The following is a 19,578-nucleotide window of genomic DNA, read 5'->3' as shown; positions in this document are numbered from 1 at the left end:
AATAAAAACCTTAATAAAAACACTCCTAATTGAAGCAGGCGCATTTTAGCAGATTGTTATTTTATGTAAATAACTGCCATAAGGTATCCGTTAAAAACTGTGATCCATTACAAATATTTTTAGTATTTTTTGTTATTTTTTGAACAACAAATATTAGCTATTTCAATTTAAGATAATGATAAAAATTAAGGCATGAAAAATCATGCCTTAAATACTTTTTACACATTTTTTACAAATAGAGATTACCATTGGTAACCAATACTTGCTGCAACACCACTATCTCCACGCGTATTGGAATTCACTGAAAACTTAACGCCCAATTTACCATTATCGGATAAGCGAGAATATCCTACCGCAATCGCACTTTGCCCTTTATAAGCCCCTACCCCAGCGGATACCATAGATTTTCCTGGATGAGTGGCTTGATATAAACCAGACATTGCCATTGCACCAGCAATACCACCTCGTAAATCACGATCAACCTGATCAATATGACCCGCTAGTTGATTAATCGCTTGAGCATTACGGATAACCTGCTGATTTGTTGCGTGTAATTGACTACCATTTACAGCATCAGTACTGTTTTCTGATAACTCCCCTGGGGCAATATTGGTGATTTTCTTATTTCCAGCATTAATGCCAGACTCATTAATCGCCACATTGCCCACAGTAACAGAAGTAAAGCTAACGTCTTTTGCCGTAGCAACTCGATAAGTCTTACTACCATCTGTATTGCTGATTGTCGTAACCTCAATATTATCGCCTTGAGTAACCTTGGTGGTTGCCGCTGCAACGGCATCATTGATATTATCATAACCAGTGCCACCAATATTACTCATCGCAATATTGCCTTCTTCATTCATTGCAGCATTCCCCCCTAATAAAGTAATCATATCATCAGAAAAATTATAGACTTTATTAAGCTGACGACCATTTACCGCATCAGTGCTTGTTGCCGAAATATCACCAGCTTTGACACCAGTAATTTTATTATTGCCGTTATTTAAACCCGTATCTGTCAAACTTACCGCATTTGCTCCGCTACCCATGGTTATACTATTATTCGTAATCGTTGTGCTACCTGCCTTAAAGGTATTTGCGGATACACTGGTTAAACCTGTTAAATCTTTGGCTAATTTAACGGTTAAGGTATCAGAACCATTGGACACTACCCCAATATTATTATCGCTTAATTTGGTTTTATCGGCTTGTCCGCCGATAATTTTAGTTTCATTGCCCAAGGCTTGGGTAAATTTATTACTAGATGCGTTGCTATCTTGCACATCACCTGAATAAACTGTACCTTTTTCAATAGTAGCTTTATTAGTCGCAATATCTGCTTTGTTAGTTGCAATATCCGCTTTATTAGTTGCGACATCTGCCTTATTGCTCGCAATATCCGCTTTATTGGTTGCGATATCTGCCTTATTGCTCGCAATATCCGCTTTATTAGTCGCAATATCCGCCTTATTAGTTGCGATATCTGCTTTATTGGTCGCAATATCCGCCTTATTAGTTGCGATATCTGCTTTATTGGCCGCAATATCCGCTTTATTGGTTGCAATATCCGCCTTATTAGTTGCGATATCTGCCTTATTAATCGCAATATCCGCTTTATTGGTTGCAATATCCGCTTTATTAGTCGCAATATCCGCCTTATTAGTTGCGATATCTGCCTTATTAATCGCAATATCCGCTTTATTAGTTGCGATATCTGCCTTATTACTCGCAATATCCGCTTTATTGGTTGCGATATCTGCCTTATTGGTTGCGATATCTACCTTATTGCTCGCAATATCCGCTTTATTGGTTGCGATATCGGCTTTATTAGTCGCAATATCCGCCTTATTGGTTGCGATATCTGCCTTATTGGTCGCGATATTTGCCTTATTAGTTGCGATATCGGCTTTATTGGTCGCAATATCCGCTTTATTAGTTGCGATATCTGCCTTATTGTTTGCAACATCAGTTTTTAAGTTAACAATATCAGTTGCATTTGTGTTGGCTTTAGTTGCCGTATCCGTAATCATTTGTTTCGTATCTGCTGATAAGGAAACAGTATAGGTTGTTACATTGTTACTATCAGTTTGCGAACTAACCGTAATATCTGAGCCTGCCTGAACCGCTGCGCCTTTCGCATTAACCGTATAAATGGTTTGTCCATTTGTGCCGGCTTCAGCGGTAACGCTTTGAATATTGGTTCCTGCTTTTACTTCTGTTTTTGCCGCAGCAATAGCTTCATCAACCGTATCTTTTCCTGTCCCCCCAATATTGCTCATGGTAATGCTGCCATCTGTAGCAACCTCTGCATTACCGCCTAATATAGAAACAGTATCATTGGCAACATTCCCCAAGGTATTGGCTAAAGCAAATAATTGGCTACCATTTACAGCATCCGTAGAAGTAGCGGTTACTCGCCCTGCGGCGACATTAGTAATACGGCGAGAATTAAAGGAACTATCGCCATTGCTATTGCCTAAACTTAAGGTGCCTGACACCCAAGTACCGCTATTAAAATCATAATTTAAACCGTTAATTGTGGCATTTTCTACAGGATCTGGAAAACCTGTATCTGTATCCAATGGCTCCGTTTGTGAACCTGCCCCTAAGGCAATATCAAAATCATTATATGCCATGGCTCCTGAGCCAATAGCCACCGTACGTTTTACATTGCCACGATTATAATTGGCTCTATTACCAATACTGACATTATCATTGCCTGAAATATTTTGTCCTGCACTTACCCCTAAAGCAATATTATTACTGCCCGTTGAGTTTACGCCTGCACCATAGCCCACAGAAATCCCATTTTCCCCTGCGGCTTGGGCATTAACACCTGCCGCTAATGCTTTCTTGCCAGTAGCTCCACCTTTAGCATCAACAGAACCTGCATTCGTAGTAGCATCGCCTGCTGCTTGATTGGCTTCGCCTGTATTCACATGGAAATAATTAGTACGGTTAGCCGCTGTTTCCGCTGCTGTTTTGATTTCTTTAAGTTGTCCATAATTTACTGCATCTGTATCCGCCGTCCCTGCTGCCACGTTGGTAATTTTATTACCGCCGTTATTTAACCCTTGATTGGTTAAACTGACGGTTTCCTGACCATTACTCATAAAGCTAATGCCTTCACGAGTGTACAAACTAGATGTATCAATATTACCATCAGACAAATAAATTTGATTTCCTGTAATATCTAAGCTATTACCTAGATTATCTTCAAAACCAGCACTGCTCAACCCTGCTAAATTCTCAGATAATTTCACTGTGAGTTGATTGCCATCAGCCACCACGCCAATATTGTTATCCGTTAAGTTACTATCCGCTCCCCCAGCAATTTTCAAGGTTTCTCCGAGTTTACGTTTAACATCAGTACCAGTATCACCTGCAAAGGTTAAATCTTTATTGGCTAACTCATTTAATTGTTTGACATTCACCGCATCTGTATCTGCTGTTCCTGCTGCCACCTTGGTAATTTTATTACCGCCGTTATCTAAGCCTTCAGCACTTAAGCTCACAGGATCTTTGCTGGAATTAGGATCGATAAATAATGTACGCTCTGCACTGCGAATAGCCATTAGCTGATTTGCATCCGTCATTGTGGTTGCCGCTGCGGTAATAGACGTTTCATTACCCGCCCCATCAACAAAATTAGCACTGGTTAAATCCACTAAATCTTTCGCCAATTTAATGGTTAAAGTATCTGTACCATTAGAAACGACACCGATATTGTTATCACTTAATTTTGTTTTATCTGTTTGCCCGCCGATAATTTTGGTTTCTGCACCCAAGGCTTGGGTAAAGGTATTATTGGTTTCACTTGCTACATCGCCTGAATAAACAGTCCCTTTGTTACTTAGCGAAGTGTTAGCTTGATTAATCATCTCAGCGACATTGCTTGCGGTGGCAAAGTTATTGCCCGTTTTATCGGAAGACACGACACCATCTTTGGCAGATAACGTCGCCGTATTCACATCAAAGCTCACATTGGCATTATTGCCACTTGCCTGTACATTGGCAGTAGTTCCTGTGCCATTAACAAAATTCACTTGATTGCCTGCGGTAATGGCTTTCACCTTTTCACCGCTATGATTACCAATATTCCAGCCTTGTTGAAGTGCGGTGATATTTTCAGAATTTTTATTGATATTTTGTGTATGATTTGTTACCTCAGTTTGTAGCTGACTAATATTGGTTTTATTGTTTGCTACATCGCCTTGCAAAGCGGTAATATTGTTTGCATTAGTCGTTGCTTGATTTGCAGTATCAGTAATTGTTTTCTTAGTTGCTTCCGCTAAAGCAACGGTATAAGTGGTGATATTGTTTTGGCTGCTGGAAGTGATTGAAATATCTGAACCCGCCTCAACGGCAGCTCCTTTCGCATTAACTGTATAAATGGTTTGTCCATTTGTTCCGATTTCAGAGGTAACGCTTTGAATATTGGTTCCTGCTTTTACTTCTGTTTTGGCAGCCGCAATCGCCTCGTGAACATTATTTTTGCCTGTATTACCAATATTGCTCATGGTAATAGTGCCATCAGTCCCTACGGTTGCATTACCGCCTAAAATGGTTGTAGTGCTATTTGCCACATTGCCCAACGCATTAGCCACTAAATATAACTGGCTACCGTTAATGGCATCAGTTGAAGTGGCACTAATACGCCCTGCTGCCACATTGGTAATCGTGCGTTCTACGCCCGTTTTACCGATACTTAAGGTACTATTAGGATTGCTGCCTGAAAAACCACTATAGCTAATGCCATTAACCGTAGCTTGGCTTGTACCTACCGCATCACTGGTTTCTGAATTTGCTCCCAAGGCAATACTGTTGGCTTGGGAGGCTTTGGCATTGTTTCCTATCGCAATACCATCAGCTTTATCAACAGTTGCCGTATTCCCCATAGCAATGGCATTATTTGCCGCTTTATTTACCGTGGCACTTTTACCCATGGCAATGGCTTGTTTTGAATCAGTTATTTGTGCTGAATTACCTATAGCCATAGAATCTATACTACGATCAACACTAGATACTTTTTGAGAGGCTTTTTTGATCGCCGTTGTATTACCTGTTGCACCATCAGCAAAAGTAACCGTTGCTCCTGTACTCAGAACTTTCGCCCCCGTGCCCAAAGCAAGCGTATCATTCGCATTGGCTTGTGATGATTGCCCAATGGCAATCGCTCGTGTTCCCATACTTAATGCTGAATTCATGATGGCTAAAGAATCATCATTATAAGCACTGGCATCTTGCCCAATGGCAATTGCACGAGTTTTAGCCGCCACTGAATAAGCACCTAATGCAGTGGTCTCTCCCCCAAATGCTCTTGACCCACTACCAAACGCCGTAGATTGTGAACCTACTGATAAAGCATCGCCACCAATCGCTGTAGCGTAATTGCCTCGTGATTTTGCTTGATCACCAATGGCTATATTGCCACTTAACTGCTCTTTAGTAATAACCGTTTTACCGGCTTTCTGAGCATCCGTTGCAGAAAATACCGCCTCTGTTCGGCGATCGTAATAACCCGGATTTGCTCCAGAACCAATAGCAATATTATTTTCACCTAAAACATTGGTACCCGCAGCACGCCCTAATGCCACATTATCCTTAGCGACCTCTCCCAAATTCTGCCCAGCACTGGTGCCAATAGAAATATTAGAAATTAATCCCGTTTCAGTAGCATTTTTACTTCCTTTTCCTGCACCTTGACCAATGCTAATTGAACCCTGTGTAGGTGCATTACTTTCCGCACCAATAGCAATAGCATTCTCACCTGCCGCCGTAGCCCCACTGGTTTTAACGCTATCGGTTTCCGTAGAGCCAATCTGTACCGCTGCTTGCACTTGAAAAGAAGTCAATAATAATGCTATTGCGGATAAATGAAAAATTCGTTTTATTTGCTTATTAGGCTGATCCGTATGATGATCTGAATGGCAAGAAGATTTGATACAACCTTTACCAAGTTCAGAAGTAACGATGAATTGTTGAAAAGCTCTACTCCAAATAACTTTAAATACTTTATTCATATAAATATTACCTTAAAAATTTATACATATTCACGATATGCAACAAACATTAAATAAACAAAAATTAATCAGTTGACATAAAAAATGAGCATTTTATATAAATCACGACAGTATGCAAGGTAGGACCTCTTACCCCCCCCCCCGACAATAATCGTTAAAAACTATTAAAAAATATACAAAAGTAAAATAAATAACTATTTATCGGAAAAATGATAGATTTAAATTATCAAAAACAAGATATAATAGGTTTTATAAATCACTAAGATAGATAAAAACACATAAAATAAACATTCTTATGTTGAAATAAACAAGGGTATTTGAAGGATAAAATACGATATGATTCTTTTAATAAAAAAGAGCGGTCAAAAAAATTTTATTTTTAACCGCTCTTTTTATCAAAGGAATAACATTAAGCTTTAATTAAATTCAAAAACTACATTTTCAACCACTTATTAGTCAGTGTACCCGCAACCATTGCGCCATTTACATTTAATGCGGTTCTTCCCATATCAATTAGGGGTTCAATAGAAATCAGCAAACCAACTAATTCTAATGGTAAACCTAAGGTGGAAAGTACAACAATTGCGGCGAAGGTCGCTCCACCGCCAACGCCTGCAATACCAAAGGAGGAAATGGCAACAATAAGAACTAATGAAGCAATAAAATGTAATGTAAAGGGATCGATACCGACCATTGGGGCAATAATGACAGCTAGCATAGCTGGGTAAATTCCAGCACAGCCATTTTGTCCGATTGTTGCACCGAATGTGGCGGAGAAGTTTGCGATCACTGGGCGATTACCCAATTTATGAGTTTGCGTTTCAATGTTTAAAGGAATTGACGCTGCACTTGAACGTGAGGTAAAAGCAAAGGTTAAGGTTGGTAAACTTTGTTTAAAGTAATGCAATGGGTTGATGCCTGAAATGGCTAATAATAATCCCTGTACAATAAACATCAGAATAATCGCAGCATAAGAGGCAAGAATAAAATTGCCTAAATTAAGAATATCTACCCATTGAGATGTGGCTGCCATACGGATCATTAAGGCTAAGACGCCATAAGGAGTAAGGCGTATTACAAAGCGAACAACACGCATAATTAATTGATTTAAACTCTCTACCCCTTGAGCAATACGTTCACCAAGTTGTGGATTTTCTTTGCGTAGGCTTAAACTGGCGACCCCAAGAAAAGCGGAAAAGATGACAACGCTAATAATTGAAGTTGGGTTTGCACCTGTTAATTCTGCAAAAGGATTACGAGGGATAAAGGAGAGCAACATTGCAGGCAAGGTAAGCCCTTGTACTGTATCCACTCGGCTTGCTACTCGTGCCTGTGCGGCAGCTTCACGTTCTCCGCCCGTTAATGTCATACCAAGATGAGATAAATCAAAGAGATAAACCATTGCGACAGCAATTAATGCGGAAATTGCAGTGGTAATGAGGAGAACACTTAATACACTAATGCTGATTTTACCTAAGGCACTGGCTTGTTCTAATTTGGTCATTGCCGAGAGAATAGAAATAAAAATTAATGGCATAACAATCATTTGTAATAGACGTACATAGCCATTCCCCACGAGATTGATCCAATCAAGTAAGATATTAAGATGAGATGGAGCGGTGGTTTGTAAATAGATGCCGCCAAGCATACCGATAAGCATAGCGATAAAAACGCTTAAGCCAAGTTTTGCAGTTTTACGATAAATATAGCCTATGAGGATTAGGGCAAAAACAAATAAAATGAGGTTTAGGATTAACATTAAATACTCCATTAAACATAACCTTGAAAAAATGACTTACATTAAATAACTTTATGACGTTAGACAAATGACTTTTAGCTATGAGTTATAAATAAATATGCTATAAGGTTAATCTATAATCGCTCCACATAAAAATGCTCATAAAAATAGCCACAATAAAAAGTGGCTATGATCTGGTTTTATAGTCGTTTCAATTTAAAATGAGACAAGGCGGTACGCCGAAGACAGTACAAGTAGTACGGCGAGACGTACCAACGCAGTATCATTTTAAAGTGGGACGACTATATTTAATCAAGAACGATTATTCTATCCATTTAATAACATCTTCTGTGGCTTGGCGTGTTTTTTCTCTTGGTTGGTGTAGCCGATAGCCAAATAATGCCATCACACTAATACGGAATTCATCGCCGTTATATAGGTCTTGTTCCACGAGCAGATCATTGAGTTTATCATAAGGAAAGCCTTCCACTGGCGTGGAGTCAATGCCAATCATAGCCGCACTGGTCAGCATATTTCCTAAAGCAATATAGGTTTGTTTGGATGCCCAGTCATAATAAGCCCGTTCATTGCCCACAAGATTAGCTTCATTGCTAGCATATTGACGATAAAATTCCTGTCTTAATGCCACCACATCATCAGGCAAGTGATGAACATCTTTCATCATATGAGTAATATACTCGCTGTCGGCTAATAGGCTTGCTTGTTTTCTGGCTAAGATAATCACAACGTGGCTACAATCATTGATTTTATCTTTGAGTCCCCACGCATTGTCATGGAGCAATTGCTTAATCTTAGGGTTTTCAATCACCAAAAAACGCCAAGGCTCAAAACCAAAAGAGCTTGGTGATAAGCGGGCGGTTTCTAAAATAAAATCCATATCTTCACGAGAGACTTTTTTGCTTGAGTCATAGGCTTTACAAGCATGACGATAATGATAGGCATTGAGAATATCTTGTTTATTAATCATTGTTTTCTCCAATTAAAAATTTAACATCTATTATAGTGATCTTCTTTTATGAGATAGCGTCCATAATATACCAAAATATGCCATAAAATCTTATGATTTTTACTGATACATCATATCAGTATTATTGATATATTTGACAACATTGCTCTATTAAATGACGCAACCAAATATAAGCAGGATCACGATGCGTACGTTCGTGCCAAACCAAGGTTTTAGTAAATCCTTTAATGGGTAATGGTGGATCAAGATAATAAATATCAGGCAATGATTGCACCAAACGTTTTGGCACCACCGCCAATAAATCGCTTTGTTGCAACACCTCTGGCAAAATCAGAAAATGTTGTGAGGACAACACCACATTACGTTGTTTTCCTAATTCCGCTAATGCCTCATCAGTCACCCCACGAAAATGCCCCCCAGAATAAGAAAATAACGCTTGTGGATAGCGACAAAAATCAGCCAAACTCAATCGATTTTGTTGGGCTAAAGGGTGGTTATTACGCATGGCACACACATATTTTTCCTGATATAAATGACGAAAATGGGTATCCGCTGCCTGAAAATCCGCAGTCGTCAAGGCAAAATCAATTTGTCTTTTTTCCAATTGTTGAGGTACTAAGGCTTCATCAATATTCAATGTTGCTAATTTAATATTGGGGGCTTGGCGATTTAGCTCAATTAAAAAAGGCTTAATAATGGCACGCAAAGAATAATCCGTACAAGCAATGGTTACCACCATCTCTGCTTTAAGGGGATTAAACTCTTCAATTTGGAGTAATTGTTCTACCTCCTTTAAAATATTTTTAATGGGAACAGCTAAACCTAAAGCACGATTGGTTGGCTCAACACCACGTTGTACCCGAACAAATAACGGATCATCAAAACTCTCTCTTAAACGTAGCAACACACCGCTCATTGCAGGCTGGCTAATCGCTAGGCGTTCTGCCGCTTTACTCACACTACGTTCATCAAATAACGCATCAAAGGCTTTTAGCAAATTGAAATCAAGGGTTTTTAAGTTTTTCATAATAAATCCATATATCAGAATAAATGATATTGAATATATTTTATTATGATTTTACTTATATCTGCAAAGGGTTTTATACTGTCGTCATCAAAAGGCTTATCAACAAAGATAAGTGCGGTTGATAAATAAAAAATTTTATAATCATTCCACTTTAAAATGATACAGTGTTGGTATATTTCGCCGTACCGCCTTGTCTCATTTTAAATTGAAACAACGATGACATATTGAGGAAAATATTATGCAACATTCAATTCATTGGCCAGAAGGCTATATTCCAGGTTTTACGGATAATTTTTGTTCTAACGAAGTGATTATTGCCAATGCCGAAATAGAACAAGTTTGGCAATATTTAAATGATACAAAATATTGGCCACATTATTATACTAACGTAAGTGATATTCGTTTCTATCATGATTACCAAGGTACTGAGCTTTATCCACAAGCACGTTTCTTTTTCAAAACCTTTGGTTTTCCTGTTGAAGCAGAAATTACCGAATATATCCCCGCTCAAAATGGCGAACCTGCTCGCATTGCTTGGCATGGTTGGAGTGGCGAACAAGGGGCTGAAGACCGACTTGATGTTCATCACGCTTGGTTAATTGAACAACTTGACGGCGGACGAGTACGCATTCTGACCCAAGAAACACAAAACGGCAATCCAGCAAAAGAATTAGCAAAAACCGTCCCAAACCCAATGATCAACGGGCATCAAGAATGGCTTGATGGGATTGTAAGAAGTGTGAAAATGGGGTTGAGCCTTTAATTAGAAATTAAATTAGAAAGATTTCCTGTCAAAATAACAGGAAATCTTTTATTTGATCTAGAAAATTAAATATTTTGGTTATAGTTTAACAACTCAAAGGCTTTAAAGTATATCAAGTAATGTGTACTACTTTAGCCCTAAAATTTCTTATTTTCTAACCGCACTTATTAGTAATCCACCAACACCTCTTTTTCACTCACTGTGTCGCCGTAAACAGGTAATAAAGTTTTATCATAGGCTTGTTTTAATACGCCTTCTTTACCGAGTTTTTCAATTTCGTTATTAAGCCAGTTGAGTAATTCTGTGTCGCCTTTTTTTACTGCTGGAGCGATAAAATCTTGTTCGCCTAAATGTTTAATGCCGACAACATAACCGGGATTTTCTTTTGCCCAAGCAAATAATAAGGTATTATCGTGGGCTAAGGCATCGCCTCGTCCATCACGCAATGCTTCAAAGGTTTCGGTATTTTGTTCAAATTTTAAGGTTTTAATTTCTGGGTAATTTTTAGTGAAGTAAGTATCGGCGGTTGTGCCTTTATTTAATAATAAGGTTTTATCTTTTAATTGTTCAATATCGGTAATTTCTTTGCCCTCTGGCGAAACAACGCCTAAAGCAACTTGCATATAAGGTTTAGCAAAATCTACCACTTCTTGACGTGCTGGCGTAACAGTGAAATTCGCTAAAATAATATCTACTTTATTGGATTGTAAATATTCCACTCGGTTAGCCGCTTCTACTAAAACAAATTCCACTTTATTTTCATCGCCAAGTAAATCTTTGCCAATGGCTTTAGCTATTTCTACATCAAAACCTTGATTTTTACCTGTTTGATCAACATAACCAAAGGGTGGTTTATCGCTAAATACCCCAATTCTCACTTTATCCGCTTGTTTTAATTGTTCAAGGCGAGAAACTTGAGCGGTATTTTCCGTTTTATCGCCACAACCCACTAACGTGGCAAGTAATCCTGTGGCAAGTAATGCGGTAGCGGTTTTAAATATTTTGTTCATAGTCAACTCCTCTTGGTTCATAATTTAAGATGTTTAAAAAGGCTTTTGCACGATCTGAGTCTGGATTCGTGAAAAAACGTGCTGGACTGGATTGTTCAACAATCTGTCCTTTATCCATAAAGATAATTCGGTTGGCAACTTGTCTGGCAAAGGACATTTCATGGGTAACAATGAGCATTGTCATTCCCTCTTTGGCTAAACCTAGCACCACGTCTAAGACTTCTCTGACCATTTCGGGATCGAGAGCCGCGGTAACTTCATCAAATAACATAATTTCAGGGTTCATACATAAAGCTCGCACAATGGCAATGCGTTGTTTTTGTCCGCCTGATAATTCTCTTGGGTAGGCATTTTTGCGATCATATAAGCCCACTCGTTTTAATAAGCTATCTGCTTGTGCCTCCGCTTCTGCACGTTGGCGTTTTTGGACTTTTAGGGGACCGAGCAAAATATTATCAATTACGGATAAATGGGCAAAAAGTTCATAGCTTTGGAATACCATACCAATATGTTGTCTTGCTTCAACCCAAGAAATATCTTTGCCCAGTTCACCATAGTTTTGTAATAATAGCTGTCCGCTTTGTATGGGTTCTAAGCCATTAATACAACGTAAAAAGGTGCTTTTACCACAACCTGATGGCCCTAAAATGACCACCACTTCCCCTTTTTCAATGGTTAAATTAATACCTTGAAGTGCGGTCACTTTTCCATATTTTTTGACTACATTTTTAACGTCTAATAATGCCATATTAACTTTCCCAGCGTTTTTCTAATCGTTGTGAGAATAAAGAAAGGGGATAACAAATCATAAAATAAAGCAGAAAAATTACCCCATAAATCCATAAAGCCGCTGAAGGATCGGTAAATAACGCGGTTTCAATAATCTGTTGTCCCACTTTAATCACTTCTAATACCCCGATTAACATTGCTAATGAACTGGTTTTTATCATTCGAGTAAATAAATTAATCGCCCCCGGTGTTACGCGTTTTAGGCTTTGTGGTAATAAAATATAAATAAAAACCTGTCTTTGTGTTAAGCCTAAGGCTTGAGCCGCTTCAATTTGATGTTTTTCAATGGAGGTTAAAGCCGCTCGGACTAAGTCGCCCATTTCTGCCGTTCCCCAAAAAATAAACACCAAAATACACACCAATACGCCGTCTAAATGGGTATTAAACCATTTTGCCACACCAAAATAGGTAATAAAAAGTAGCACCAATAACGGAATAATGCGTACAATTTCTAAATATAAACGGCAAAGGGCTTTGATAAATCGGTTTTTACTGGTCATTACTACACCAAGTAATACCCCCAATAAACAAGCGAAAAAGACGGAAATAAACGCAATTTTGGCGGTTACCCATAATCCCATTAACAAACGTTCTAAGTTATTTCCCTCAAACAAAATACTAAGCCCCATATTTTGCTCTCCTTACTCGGCGTTCTAAATAACTTATAAAAATAGAAACTGGCAATAAAATAATTAAATAGAAGACCACTAATAAAAATAAGGCTTCATTGGTTTTATAATCCATACCAATAATTTCTTTTGCCATAAACATTAATTCTGCCACTGCAATAGCGCTAATAATGGAGGTTTCTTTCATTAAAAATAAACAGTTTGCCCCTATTGCTGGCGTGGCTATCGCCAAGGCTTGGGGAAAAATCACATAACGAAAGGCTTGTATTGGGGTAAGCCCAATACTTAACGCCGATTCAATTTGTCCTTTGCTCACCGCTTCTAAGCCCGCTCGTATAGCTTCTGCCATATAGCTGCCACCGAGAAAAGCCAAGCCTATAACCCCACAAGTAAAGCCATCTAACTTTATACCAATTTTGGATAAACCAAAATATAAGAAAAAAACTTGAATTAATAATGGGGTATTGCGTGAAATTTCAATATAAACTTTCGCGAGAGTGGCCAAGAATTTTACTTTGTAAGTGGTTAATACGGCACAAATCACACCGACAATCAAGGAAAATAAAATGCCCCAAAATGCCAAATGTAAGGTAATGAATGTTGCATCAATAAATTTAGGTAAGACGCTGCTAATATATTGCCAGTTCATAATAAACGCAAAAAGTTTTCTTATTGCAAGCCATTATAAACAAGGCATATATAATGAAAAAGAATGAATAGGTATTAATAATAACAAAACAGAATATTAATACCTTTTTATAATATGGTCGTTTTAATTTTTTAATTTAAAGTGGCACAACAATAATACTTAAGTTAATGTTTAATCACAGAATAAACCTTAAATTTTCCTGTTTTCGCCAGAACTTGATGTTGTCCGAAATGTTGATCTAATAAATCAGGATAAGGTAAAAAACTATTCGCCACTAAACGTAATTCGCCTCCGGCAAGCAAAAATTGTTTTGCTTGGCGAATGAGGTTTTCCACCGCAGTATAATCCGTTTCTATGCCATCATGGAAAGGAGGATTGGAAATAATCAAATTAAATTTGCCCTCAATATGGGAAAAAACATTACTGGCTTTCACTTGCCCTTGCAAATGATTTTCCTCAAGAGTGCGTTGTGCGGATGTTAATGCCATAGCGTGAATATCGGTCATTAATAATTCAACTTGTGGGTTATGGTATTGAATAAAACTGCCGATAACTCCCGCCCCACAGCCAAGATCCAAGACTTTACCTTGAATGGGTTGAGTCAGGGTAGAAAGTAATAATTCGGTACCTTGATCAAGGGCTTGACGACTAAATACCCCGGGTAAACTATAAATTTTGAGGGGGGCAAGGCTATGATGTTGATAAATATGCCAATAATCTGCCACATCAGCCCTGACAGGTTGGGTTAAACAAAAATGATAAAGGCTACAACGGCGAGCCGTATCAATTTTGGCAATGTCCCCATAAGGTGCAAGCATTTTTTCGGCGGATCGCACACCTGAACGATTATTGCCGACAATCAGCATTTGTTGCCCTTGGGGCGATTGTGCCAAAAGTTGCATTAATTGAAACTGAACTTCTTGTTTGTTTTTCGTCCAATAATAAAGGATTAATTCCGCTGGTTGAGCGGAAAGATCTTGATTAAAAAAAGAAGAAAAACTGACCGCACTTTTATCTAATTGTGAGCGGTCTCCAAAATAACAAGACCAAAGGCGTATTGATGAAGATTGTTGGGATAATTGTTGAGCAAAATCATCATTGACTGCCCCAGCAAATAACAGAGATTTATGTTTGATAAAATCAAGATGACGTTGTAGTACTTCGCTTTCTAATGACAACACAAGAAATTCCTTAATAGAGAAAAAAGCATAGTATATAGCAAATTCCTTAACAACAATATGGCTTACCTCTTACCCTAAACACATTTTTTGTTTACAATAACCGCCATTATTCCTAAACCTATATGAAATCAAATGAATCATCGGCGTGATATTTTATTACAACAAATGGGGATAACCCAATGGAAACTGCAACGTCCCGAGGTGTTTAAAGGGGCGATTCAGATGAATATTGCGGAAAATATCCGTTTGGTGATCATTAGTGATCAGGCAATAGCCAAAAGTGCGGTGTTATTACAAGATATTTTGCGAGCAATCAATATAGCTGCTCAAGATTGCCAACTTATTGCCTTTTCAAATTTTGCTCATCTGTCAATTAAGCCTGATAGAATTTATTGGCTACTGAGCGATGATCCGCAACAAATACAACAAGCCCAATCCCTTTGCCAACAAGCAACCGCCTTATGGCAATCGCCAAGCTGGCAAACTTTTCGGCAAAATGCACAAGCCAAAAAACAATTATGGCAAAGCATTTATCAAAGCCTTACTGATGATGAATAATATGATGAATAACCACAACGCATTTACCCTTTCTAGCATTGAAGAACAGGATTTTAAGCAACTTTATCAAATTGAACAATTAGCACATCTTGTGCCTTGGTCATTAGGTACTTTAAAAAATAATCAAGGCGAGAATTACCTGAACCTAAAACTGAGCCAACAAAATCAGATTGTGGCATTTGCCATTTGTCAAACCGTATTAGATGAGGCAACCTTATTTAATCTAGCGGTACACCCTGATTGGCAACAACAAGGATTAGGCAAGCAATTATTACAGCATTTATTTCAGCAATTACGCCAACAAGGTATTGCAACCCTATGGTTAGAAGTACGCCAATCCAACCATATTGCTCACCATCTTTACCAGCAAATGGGATTTAATGAGATTGATATTCGCAAAAATTATTACCCCACGCCAACAGGCGAACGAGAAAATGCCATTATTATGGCAATTCATCTATAAAATATGCTTTTTCCCCTTGAAATTTAACAAGTTAATAACCATTATAGGAAAGATTATCAACCTAACCACAAAGGACTTTTTTCGTTATGATGCGTATTCTTTTATTTTTAGCCACCAATATGGCGGTGCTTATTGTTTTCAATATTATTTTGAGCTTAACGGGGATTCAATCACAAGATGCCATGGGGTTATTAATCCTCGCCGCCCTATTTGGTTTTTCAGGCTCATTAATATCATTATTTTTATCCAAAACCATGGCAAAACGTGCAGTAAATGCACAAGTTATTGAAAATCCTAGCAATGAACAAGAACGTTGGCTAGTGAATACGGTACGCCAACAAGCACAACAAGCGGGCTTACCTATGCCAGAAGTGGCAATCTATCACTCCGCCGATGTGAACGCTTTCGCCACAGGCGCGAGCAAAAATAATTCCTTAGTAGCTGTGAGTACAGGCTTATTAAATCAAATGACCCGTGATGAAGCCGAAGCGGTATTAGCACACGAAGTCAGCCATATTAAAAGTGGCGATATGGTAACCATGACCTTATTGCAAGGGGTACTAAATACTTTCGTGATCTTTATTTCTCGCTTAATCGCCCGAGCGGTATCGAGTGGACGTGATGGCGAAAGTAGCAGCGGCACTTATTTCTTAGTAGCAATGGTACTTGAAGTGGTCTTTGGTTTCCTTGCTAGCATTATTGCAATGTGGTTTTCTCGTTATCGTGAATTTAAAGCGGACGCAGGCTCTGCTGAATTAGTGGGCAAAGAAAAAATGATCGCCGCCTTACAACGTCTGCAAAAATTGCATGAACCTGAACAATTAGAAGGACAATTAGCCGCATTTGCTATTAATGGCAAACGTGGTGGAATTGCCTCACTCTTTATGAGCCACCCACCGTTAGAAAAACGTATTGAAGCATTAAGAAATTTAAACCGCTTAAATGGCTAATTCCTCGTGAATAACCTTTACCCCATACTGCGCCAGTATGGGGTTTTAAATAATTATTATTTTGCTCATTAGGACAGCAACCCATGCAACACCATTACCAAGATTTAATCCGACTCTTTAATCAATGCTTTGCAGACCAATACCAAACCAAATTAGTCAAAGGCGGCGATGAACCCATTTATATTCCAGCCCATGCTCAACAACCCTATCACTGCATTTATTTTGCTCATGGTTTTTATAGCAGTGCATTACACGAAATTTCTCATTGGCTTGTAGCAGGTAAAGCTCGCCGACAATTAGAAGATTTTGGTTATTGGTATGAGCCTGATGGACGTAGTGCCGAACGGCAAAGAGAATTTGAGAAGGTAGAAGTCAAACCCCAAGCCATAGAATGGATCTTATCCACAGCGGCAGGCTATCGTTTCTTTGCTAGCCATGATAATTTATCGGGCAACCCCGGCGATGCCAATCCCTTTAAACAAGCCATTTATCAACAAGTAAAGCATTATGCTGAGCAAGGTTTGCCTAAACGCACCGCAATATTTCAACAAGCGCTCTGTGATTTTTATCAAACAGATCCCCATCTTGATTTAAGTAAGTTTGATGTAAGTCGGATTTAAGCTAAAAACTCAATTATTCTATCGTTCTTAATAAAAGACAGGGATTTTTTTAAGGGGGATAAGGAACGTTATTGGCTTTGTATTAAAGTGCGGTGCGTTTTAGAATAATTTTCCCAAATATGAATATTTTCAATCATTATCCCCCAGTCAATTTTTTCAAGTAACCTTTAATAGTCGTACCAATTTAAAATAAAACAAAATGGAACGGCTATAGATTAGTATTACAACAAACTTTACCTTATAATCAACACATTTTTTATCTTTAGAAGGACAAGAAATGAAAGCAAATAGCAAAGCCTTTTTGGTATTATTATTGGGAACATTATCCGCTTTTGGTCCCTTTGTACTTGATTTATATTTACCTGCCTTACCTGACTTAGCAGCATATTTCGCCACGCATACCTCAATGACACAATTAAGTTTAACTTCGGCGATGATAGGATTATCAGTAGGGCAATTATTACTTGGACCGATTAGTGATAAGTTTGGGCGTAAAAAACCCTTAATGCTCTCCTTAGTGATCTATATCTTAAGCTCATTCTTATTGATCTATTCCCCTAATATTGAAAGTTTTATTTTTCTCCGCACTATACAAGGCTTATCCGCAGCAGGCAGTGTCGTGATCTCTCGTGCCGTGGTTACAGATCTCTATCGAGGCAAAGAAATGACCCGCTTCTTTGGATTATTAATGACCGTAAACGGCATGGCACCCATATTATCGCCTATACTTGGCAGCTTCTTGCTCAAATACATTGATTGGCAAGGCATTTTCGCATTCTTAACCCTAATCGGCGTTTTATTATTTGTAATCTGTTTCCGCTTAAACGAATCATTAATTGAACAAAAACGCTTAACCACCAGCACATTTGCCAGTTTTGCTATATTCGGAAAAATCTTCCGTAATCAACTTTTTATCACTTATGTCCTTATGCAATCCATTGCTTTTGCCGCAATGTTTGCTTATATTTCCGCCTCTCCTTTTATATTACAAACCCATTATCAACTTTCAGCCTTCGCCTTTAGCTTATGCTTTGCCGCCAATGGAACAGCATTATTATTAGGTTCTAATGTTGGCGGTCGTATCCGCAATAAACAGGCTTTATTATGGGGAAGTTTAGGCATTTTAATCAGCTGTATTTATCTCACTTTCGCCTTAATTGGTCAAATTAACGTTTGGTTGGTGGAATTAGGATTATTTACCTTATTATTATTTATTGGCTTTATCTTACCAGCCATTTCCGCTCTTGCTATGGATAGCGAACGAGAACAAGCGGCAGCGCCTCCGCATTATTAGGTTTTTTCCCTTTCTTTGCTGGCGCAATAGTATCGCCCTTAGTAGGCTTAGGTAATATTTTTTATTCTACCGCCATCACAATGCTTTTATCAGGTGTCATTACCTTTATGATTTATTTAAGGGTTAAGAAAGAGATTAAGGATTAAAAAACTGTTTTGGTATAGGGTTAAATATACAGTACTTAACATTAAATGCGGTGGTTTTTGAATTATTTCGTCCATTACACTAGTAAGTTGCCAACGACAAAATCCGTTAGCAATAACGGAGAAATAACAGTGAAAAAATAATCCCAAAACCCACCGCACTTTATTTTAAATCAATATCCTCTTATTTTTATAAAGCAAACAAAAAGCCCTCTAATATAGAGGGCTTGATAATATTAATTAAAAATCATTATTTTTTTAGAACCAATACAACAGATTCCCCTGCCACAACTTCGCCAGCTTTCTTTTCAATATGGCTAATTTCGTCCATATTAGAAATAACTACTGGGGTTAATACCGATTTTGCTTTTGATTCTAATAATGGTAAATCAAACTCAATAATGGTTTCACCACGTTTAACCTGTTGTCCTTCTTGGGCAATACGCGTAAAGCCTTCACCTTTTAATTCAACGGTATCAATACCAAAGTGAACAAATAATTCAATCCCTTCGTTTGATTCCATTGAAAACGCATGATTGGTTTCAAAAATTTTACCAATTACACCATCAACAGGCGCAACAATTTTGTTACCCGTTGGACGAATAGCAATACCATCGCCTACAATTTTCTCTGAAAAAACAACATCAGGTACATCTTCAATATTGACAATTTCGCCAGAGAGTGGGGCGAATACTTCTACATCAACGGCTTTATTTTCTTTTGAACCAAATAATTTATCAAATAATCCCATTA

16 protein-coding genes are annotated in these 19,578 nt (G+C 38.1%); 6 read left to right on the top strand and 10 right to left on the bottom strand.

Features of this window, described 5'->3' with window-relative positions:
• Positions 1 to 242 precede the first annotated feature (242 nt).
• The 4 genes from EV694_RS00955 to EV694_RS00940 all read right to left on the bottom strand — a co-directional run bounded on the left by EV694_RS00955 (position 243) and on the right by EV694_RS00940 (position 9,776).
• A complete protein-coding gene (locus EV694_RS00955) occupies positions 243 to 6,023 on the bottom strand; it encodes a YadA-like family protein (RefSeq protein WP_132687966.1) in 5,781 nt (1,926 codons plus the stop codon).
• A gap of 433 nt (positions 6,024 to 6,456) precedes the next feature.
• Positions 6,457 to 7,782, bottom strand: coding sequence for an L-cystine transporter (locus EV694_RS00950; RefSeq protein WP_132687964.1), 1,326 nt, complete (start codon positions 7,780 to 7,782; stop codon positions 6,457 to 6,459).
• 301 nt (positions 7,783 to 8,083) lie between these two features.
• The gene (locus EV694_RS00945; RefSeq protein WP_132687962.1) at positions 8,084 to 8,749 is read right to left on the bottom strand and encodes an NAD(P)H-dependent oxidoreductase; all 666 of its coding nucleotides are present in this window, start codon (positions 8,747 to 8,749) and stop codon (positions 8,084 to 8,086) included.
• Positions 8,750 to 8,870: 121 nt separating this feature from the next.
• Entirely contained in the window at positions 8,871 to 9,776 is a 906-nt protein-coding gene (locus EV694_RS00940; RefSeq protein WP_132687959.1) for a LysR family transcriptional regulator, read from the bottom strand.
• A gap of 238 nt (positions 9,777 to 10,014) precedes the next feature.
• Here EV694_RS00940 and EV694_RS00935 point away from each other — a divergent pair, with 238 nt between their 5' ends.
• Positions 10,015 to 10,539, top strand: coding sequence for an SRPBCC family protein (locus tag EV694_RS00935; protein WP_132687957.1), 525 nt, complete (start codon positions 10,015 to 10,017; stop codon positions 10,537 to 10,539).
• 167 nt (positions 10,540 to 10,706) lie between these two features.
• Here the strand turns inward: EV694_RS00935 and EV694_RS00930 are convergent, their stop codons facing one another.
• The 5 genes from EV694_RS00930 to rsmC form a co-directional block, all read right to left on the bottom strand.
• Positions 10,707 to 11,549, bottom strand: a complete 843-nt coding sequence (locus tag EV694_RS00930; protein WP_132687955.1) for a cysteine ABC transporter substrate-binding protein — start codon at positions 11,547 to 11,549, stop codon at positions 10,707 to 10,709.
• Entirely contained in the window at positions 11,533 to 12,297 is a 765-nt protein-coding gene (locus EV694_RS00925; protein WP_132687952.1) for an amino acid ABC transporter ATP-binding protein, read from the bottom strand. The genes EV694_RS00930 and EV694_RS00925 overlap by 17 nt, the downstream gene beginning before the upstream one ends.
• Before the next feature lies 1 nt (position 12,298).
• Positions 12,299 to 12,967, bottom strand: coding sequence for an amino acid ABC transporter permease (locus EV694_RS00920; RefSeq protein WP_132687950.1), 669 nt, complete (start codon positions 12,965 to 12,967; stop codon positions 12,299 to 12,301).
• On the bottom strand, positions 12,957 to 13,616 hold the full coding sequence (locus EV694_RS00915) for an amino acid ABC transporter permease (protein ID WP_132687947.1): 660 nt from the start codon (positions 13,614 to 13,616) through the stop codon (positions 12,957 to 12,959). Before EV694_RS00915 ends, EV694_RS00920 begins: the two co-directional genes overlap by 11 nt.
• 164 nt (positions 13,617 to 13,780) lie before the next feature.
• On the bottom strand, positions 13,781 to 14,797 hold the full coding sequence (gene rsmC / locus EV694_RS00910) for a 16S rRNA (guanine(1207)-N(2))-methyltransferase RsmC (RefSeq protein ID WP_132687945.1): 1,017 nt from the start codon (positions 14,795 to 14,797) through the stop codon (positions 13,781 to 13,783).
• Positions 14,798 to 14,929: 132 nt separating this feature from the next.
• Between rsmC and EV694_RS00905 the strand changes: the two genes are divergently transcribed.
• From EV694_RS00905 to EV694_RS00885, 5 genes are all read left to right on the top strand, one after another.
• On the top strand, positions 14,930 to 15,355 hold the full coding sequence (locus tag EV694_RS00905) for a DNA polymerase III subunit psi (RefSeq protein WP_132687943.1): 426 nt from the start codon (positions 14,930 to 14,932) through the stop codon (positions 15,353 to 15,355).
• 4 nt (positions 15,356 to 15,359) lie between these two features.
• Positions 15,360 to 15,818, top strand: a complete 459-nt coding sequence (gene rimI / locus EV694_RS00900; protein ID WP_132689162.1) for a ribosomal protein S18-alanine N-acetyltransferase — start codon at positions 15,360 to 15,362, stop codon at positions 15,816 to 15,818.
• Positions 15,819 to 15,904: 86 nt separating this feature from the next.
• Positions 15,905 to 16,768, top strand: a complete 864-nt coding sequence (htpX, locus tag EV694_RS00895) for a protease HtpX (RefSeq protein WP_132687941.1) — start codon at positions 15,905 to 15,907, stop codon at positions 16,766 to 16,768.
• Between the two features lie 83 nt (positions 16,769 to 16,851).
• The gene (locus EV694_RS00890) at positions 16,852 to 17,388 is read left to right on the top strand and encodes an elongation factor P hydroxylase (RefSeq protein WP_132687938.1); all 537 of its coding nucleotides are present in this window, start codon (positions 16,852 to 16,854) and stop codon (positions 17,386 to 17,388) included.
• Between the two features lie 277 nt (positions 17,389 to 17,665).
• A complete protein-coding gene (locus tag EV694_RS00885) occupies positions 17,666 to 18,682 on the top strand; it encodes a multidrug effflux MFS transporter (protein WP_341538819.1) in 1,017 nt (338 codons plus the stop codon).
• 393 nt (positions 18,683 to 19,075) lie between these two features.
• Here the strand turns inward: EV694_RS00885 and crr are convergent, their stop codons facing one another.
• On the bottom strand, positions 19,076 to 19,576 hold the full coding sequence (gene crr, locus EV694_RS00880; RefSeq protein WP_132687936.1) for a PTS glucose transporter subunit IIA: 501 nt from the start codon (positions 19,574 to 19,576) through the stop codon (positions 19,076 to 19,078).
• Positions 19,577 to 19,578: the final 2 nt, after the last annotated feature.

The sequence above is a fragment of the Volucribacter psittacicida genome (genome assembly GCF_004339025.1).
Lineage (GTDB): Bacteria > Pseudomonadota > Gammaproteobacteria > Enterobacterales > Pasteurellaceae > Volucribacter > Volucribacter psittacicida.
Note: the sequence above shows the minus strand (reverse complement) of the source record. Positions and strands in the feature narration are given on the sequence as shown.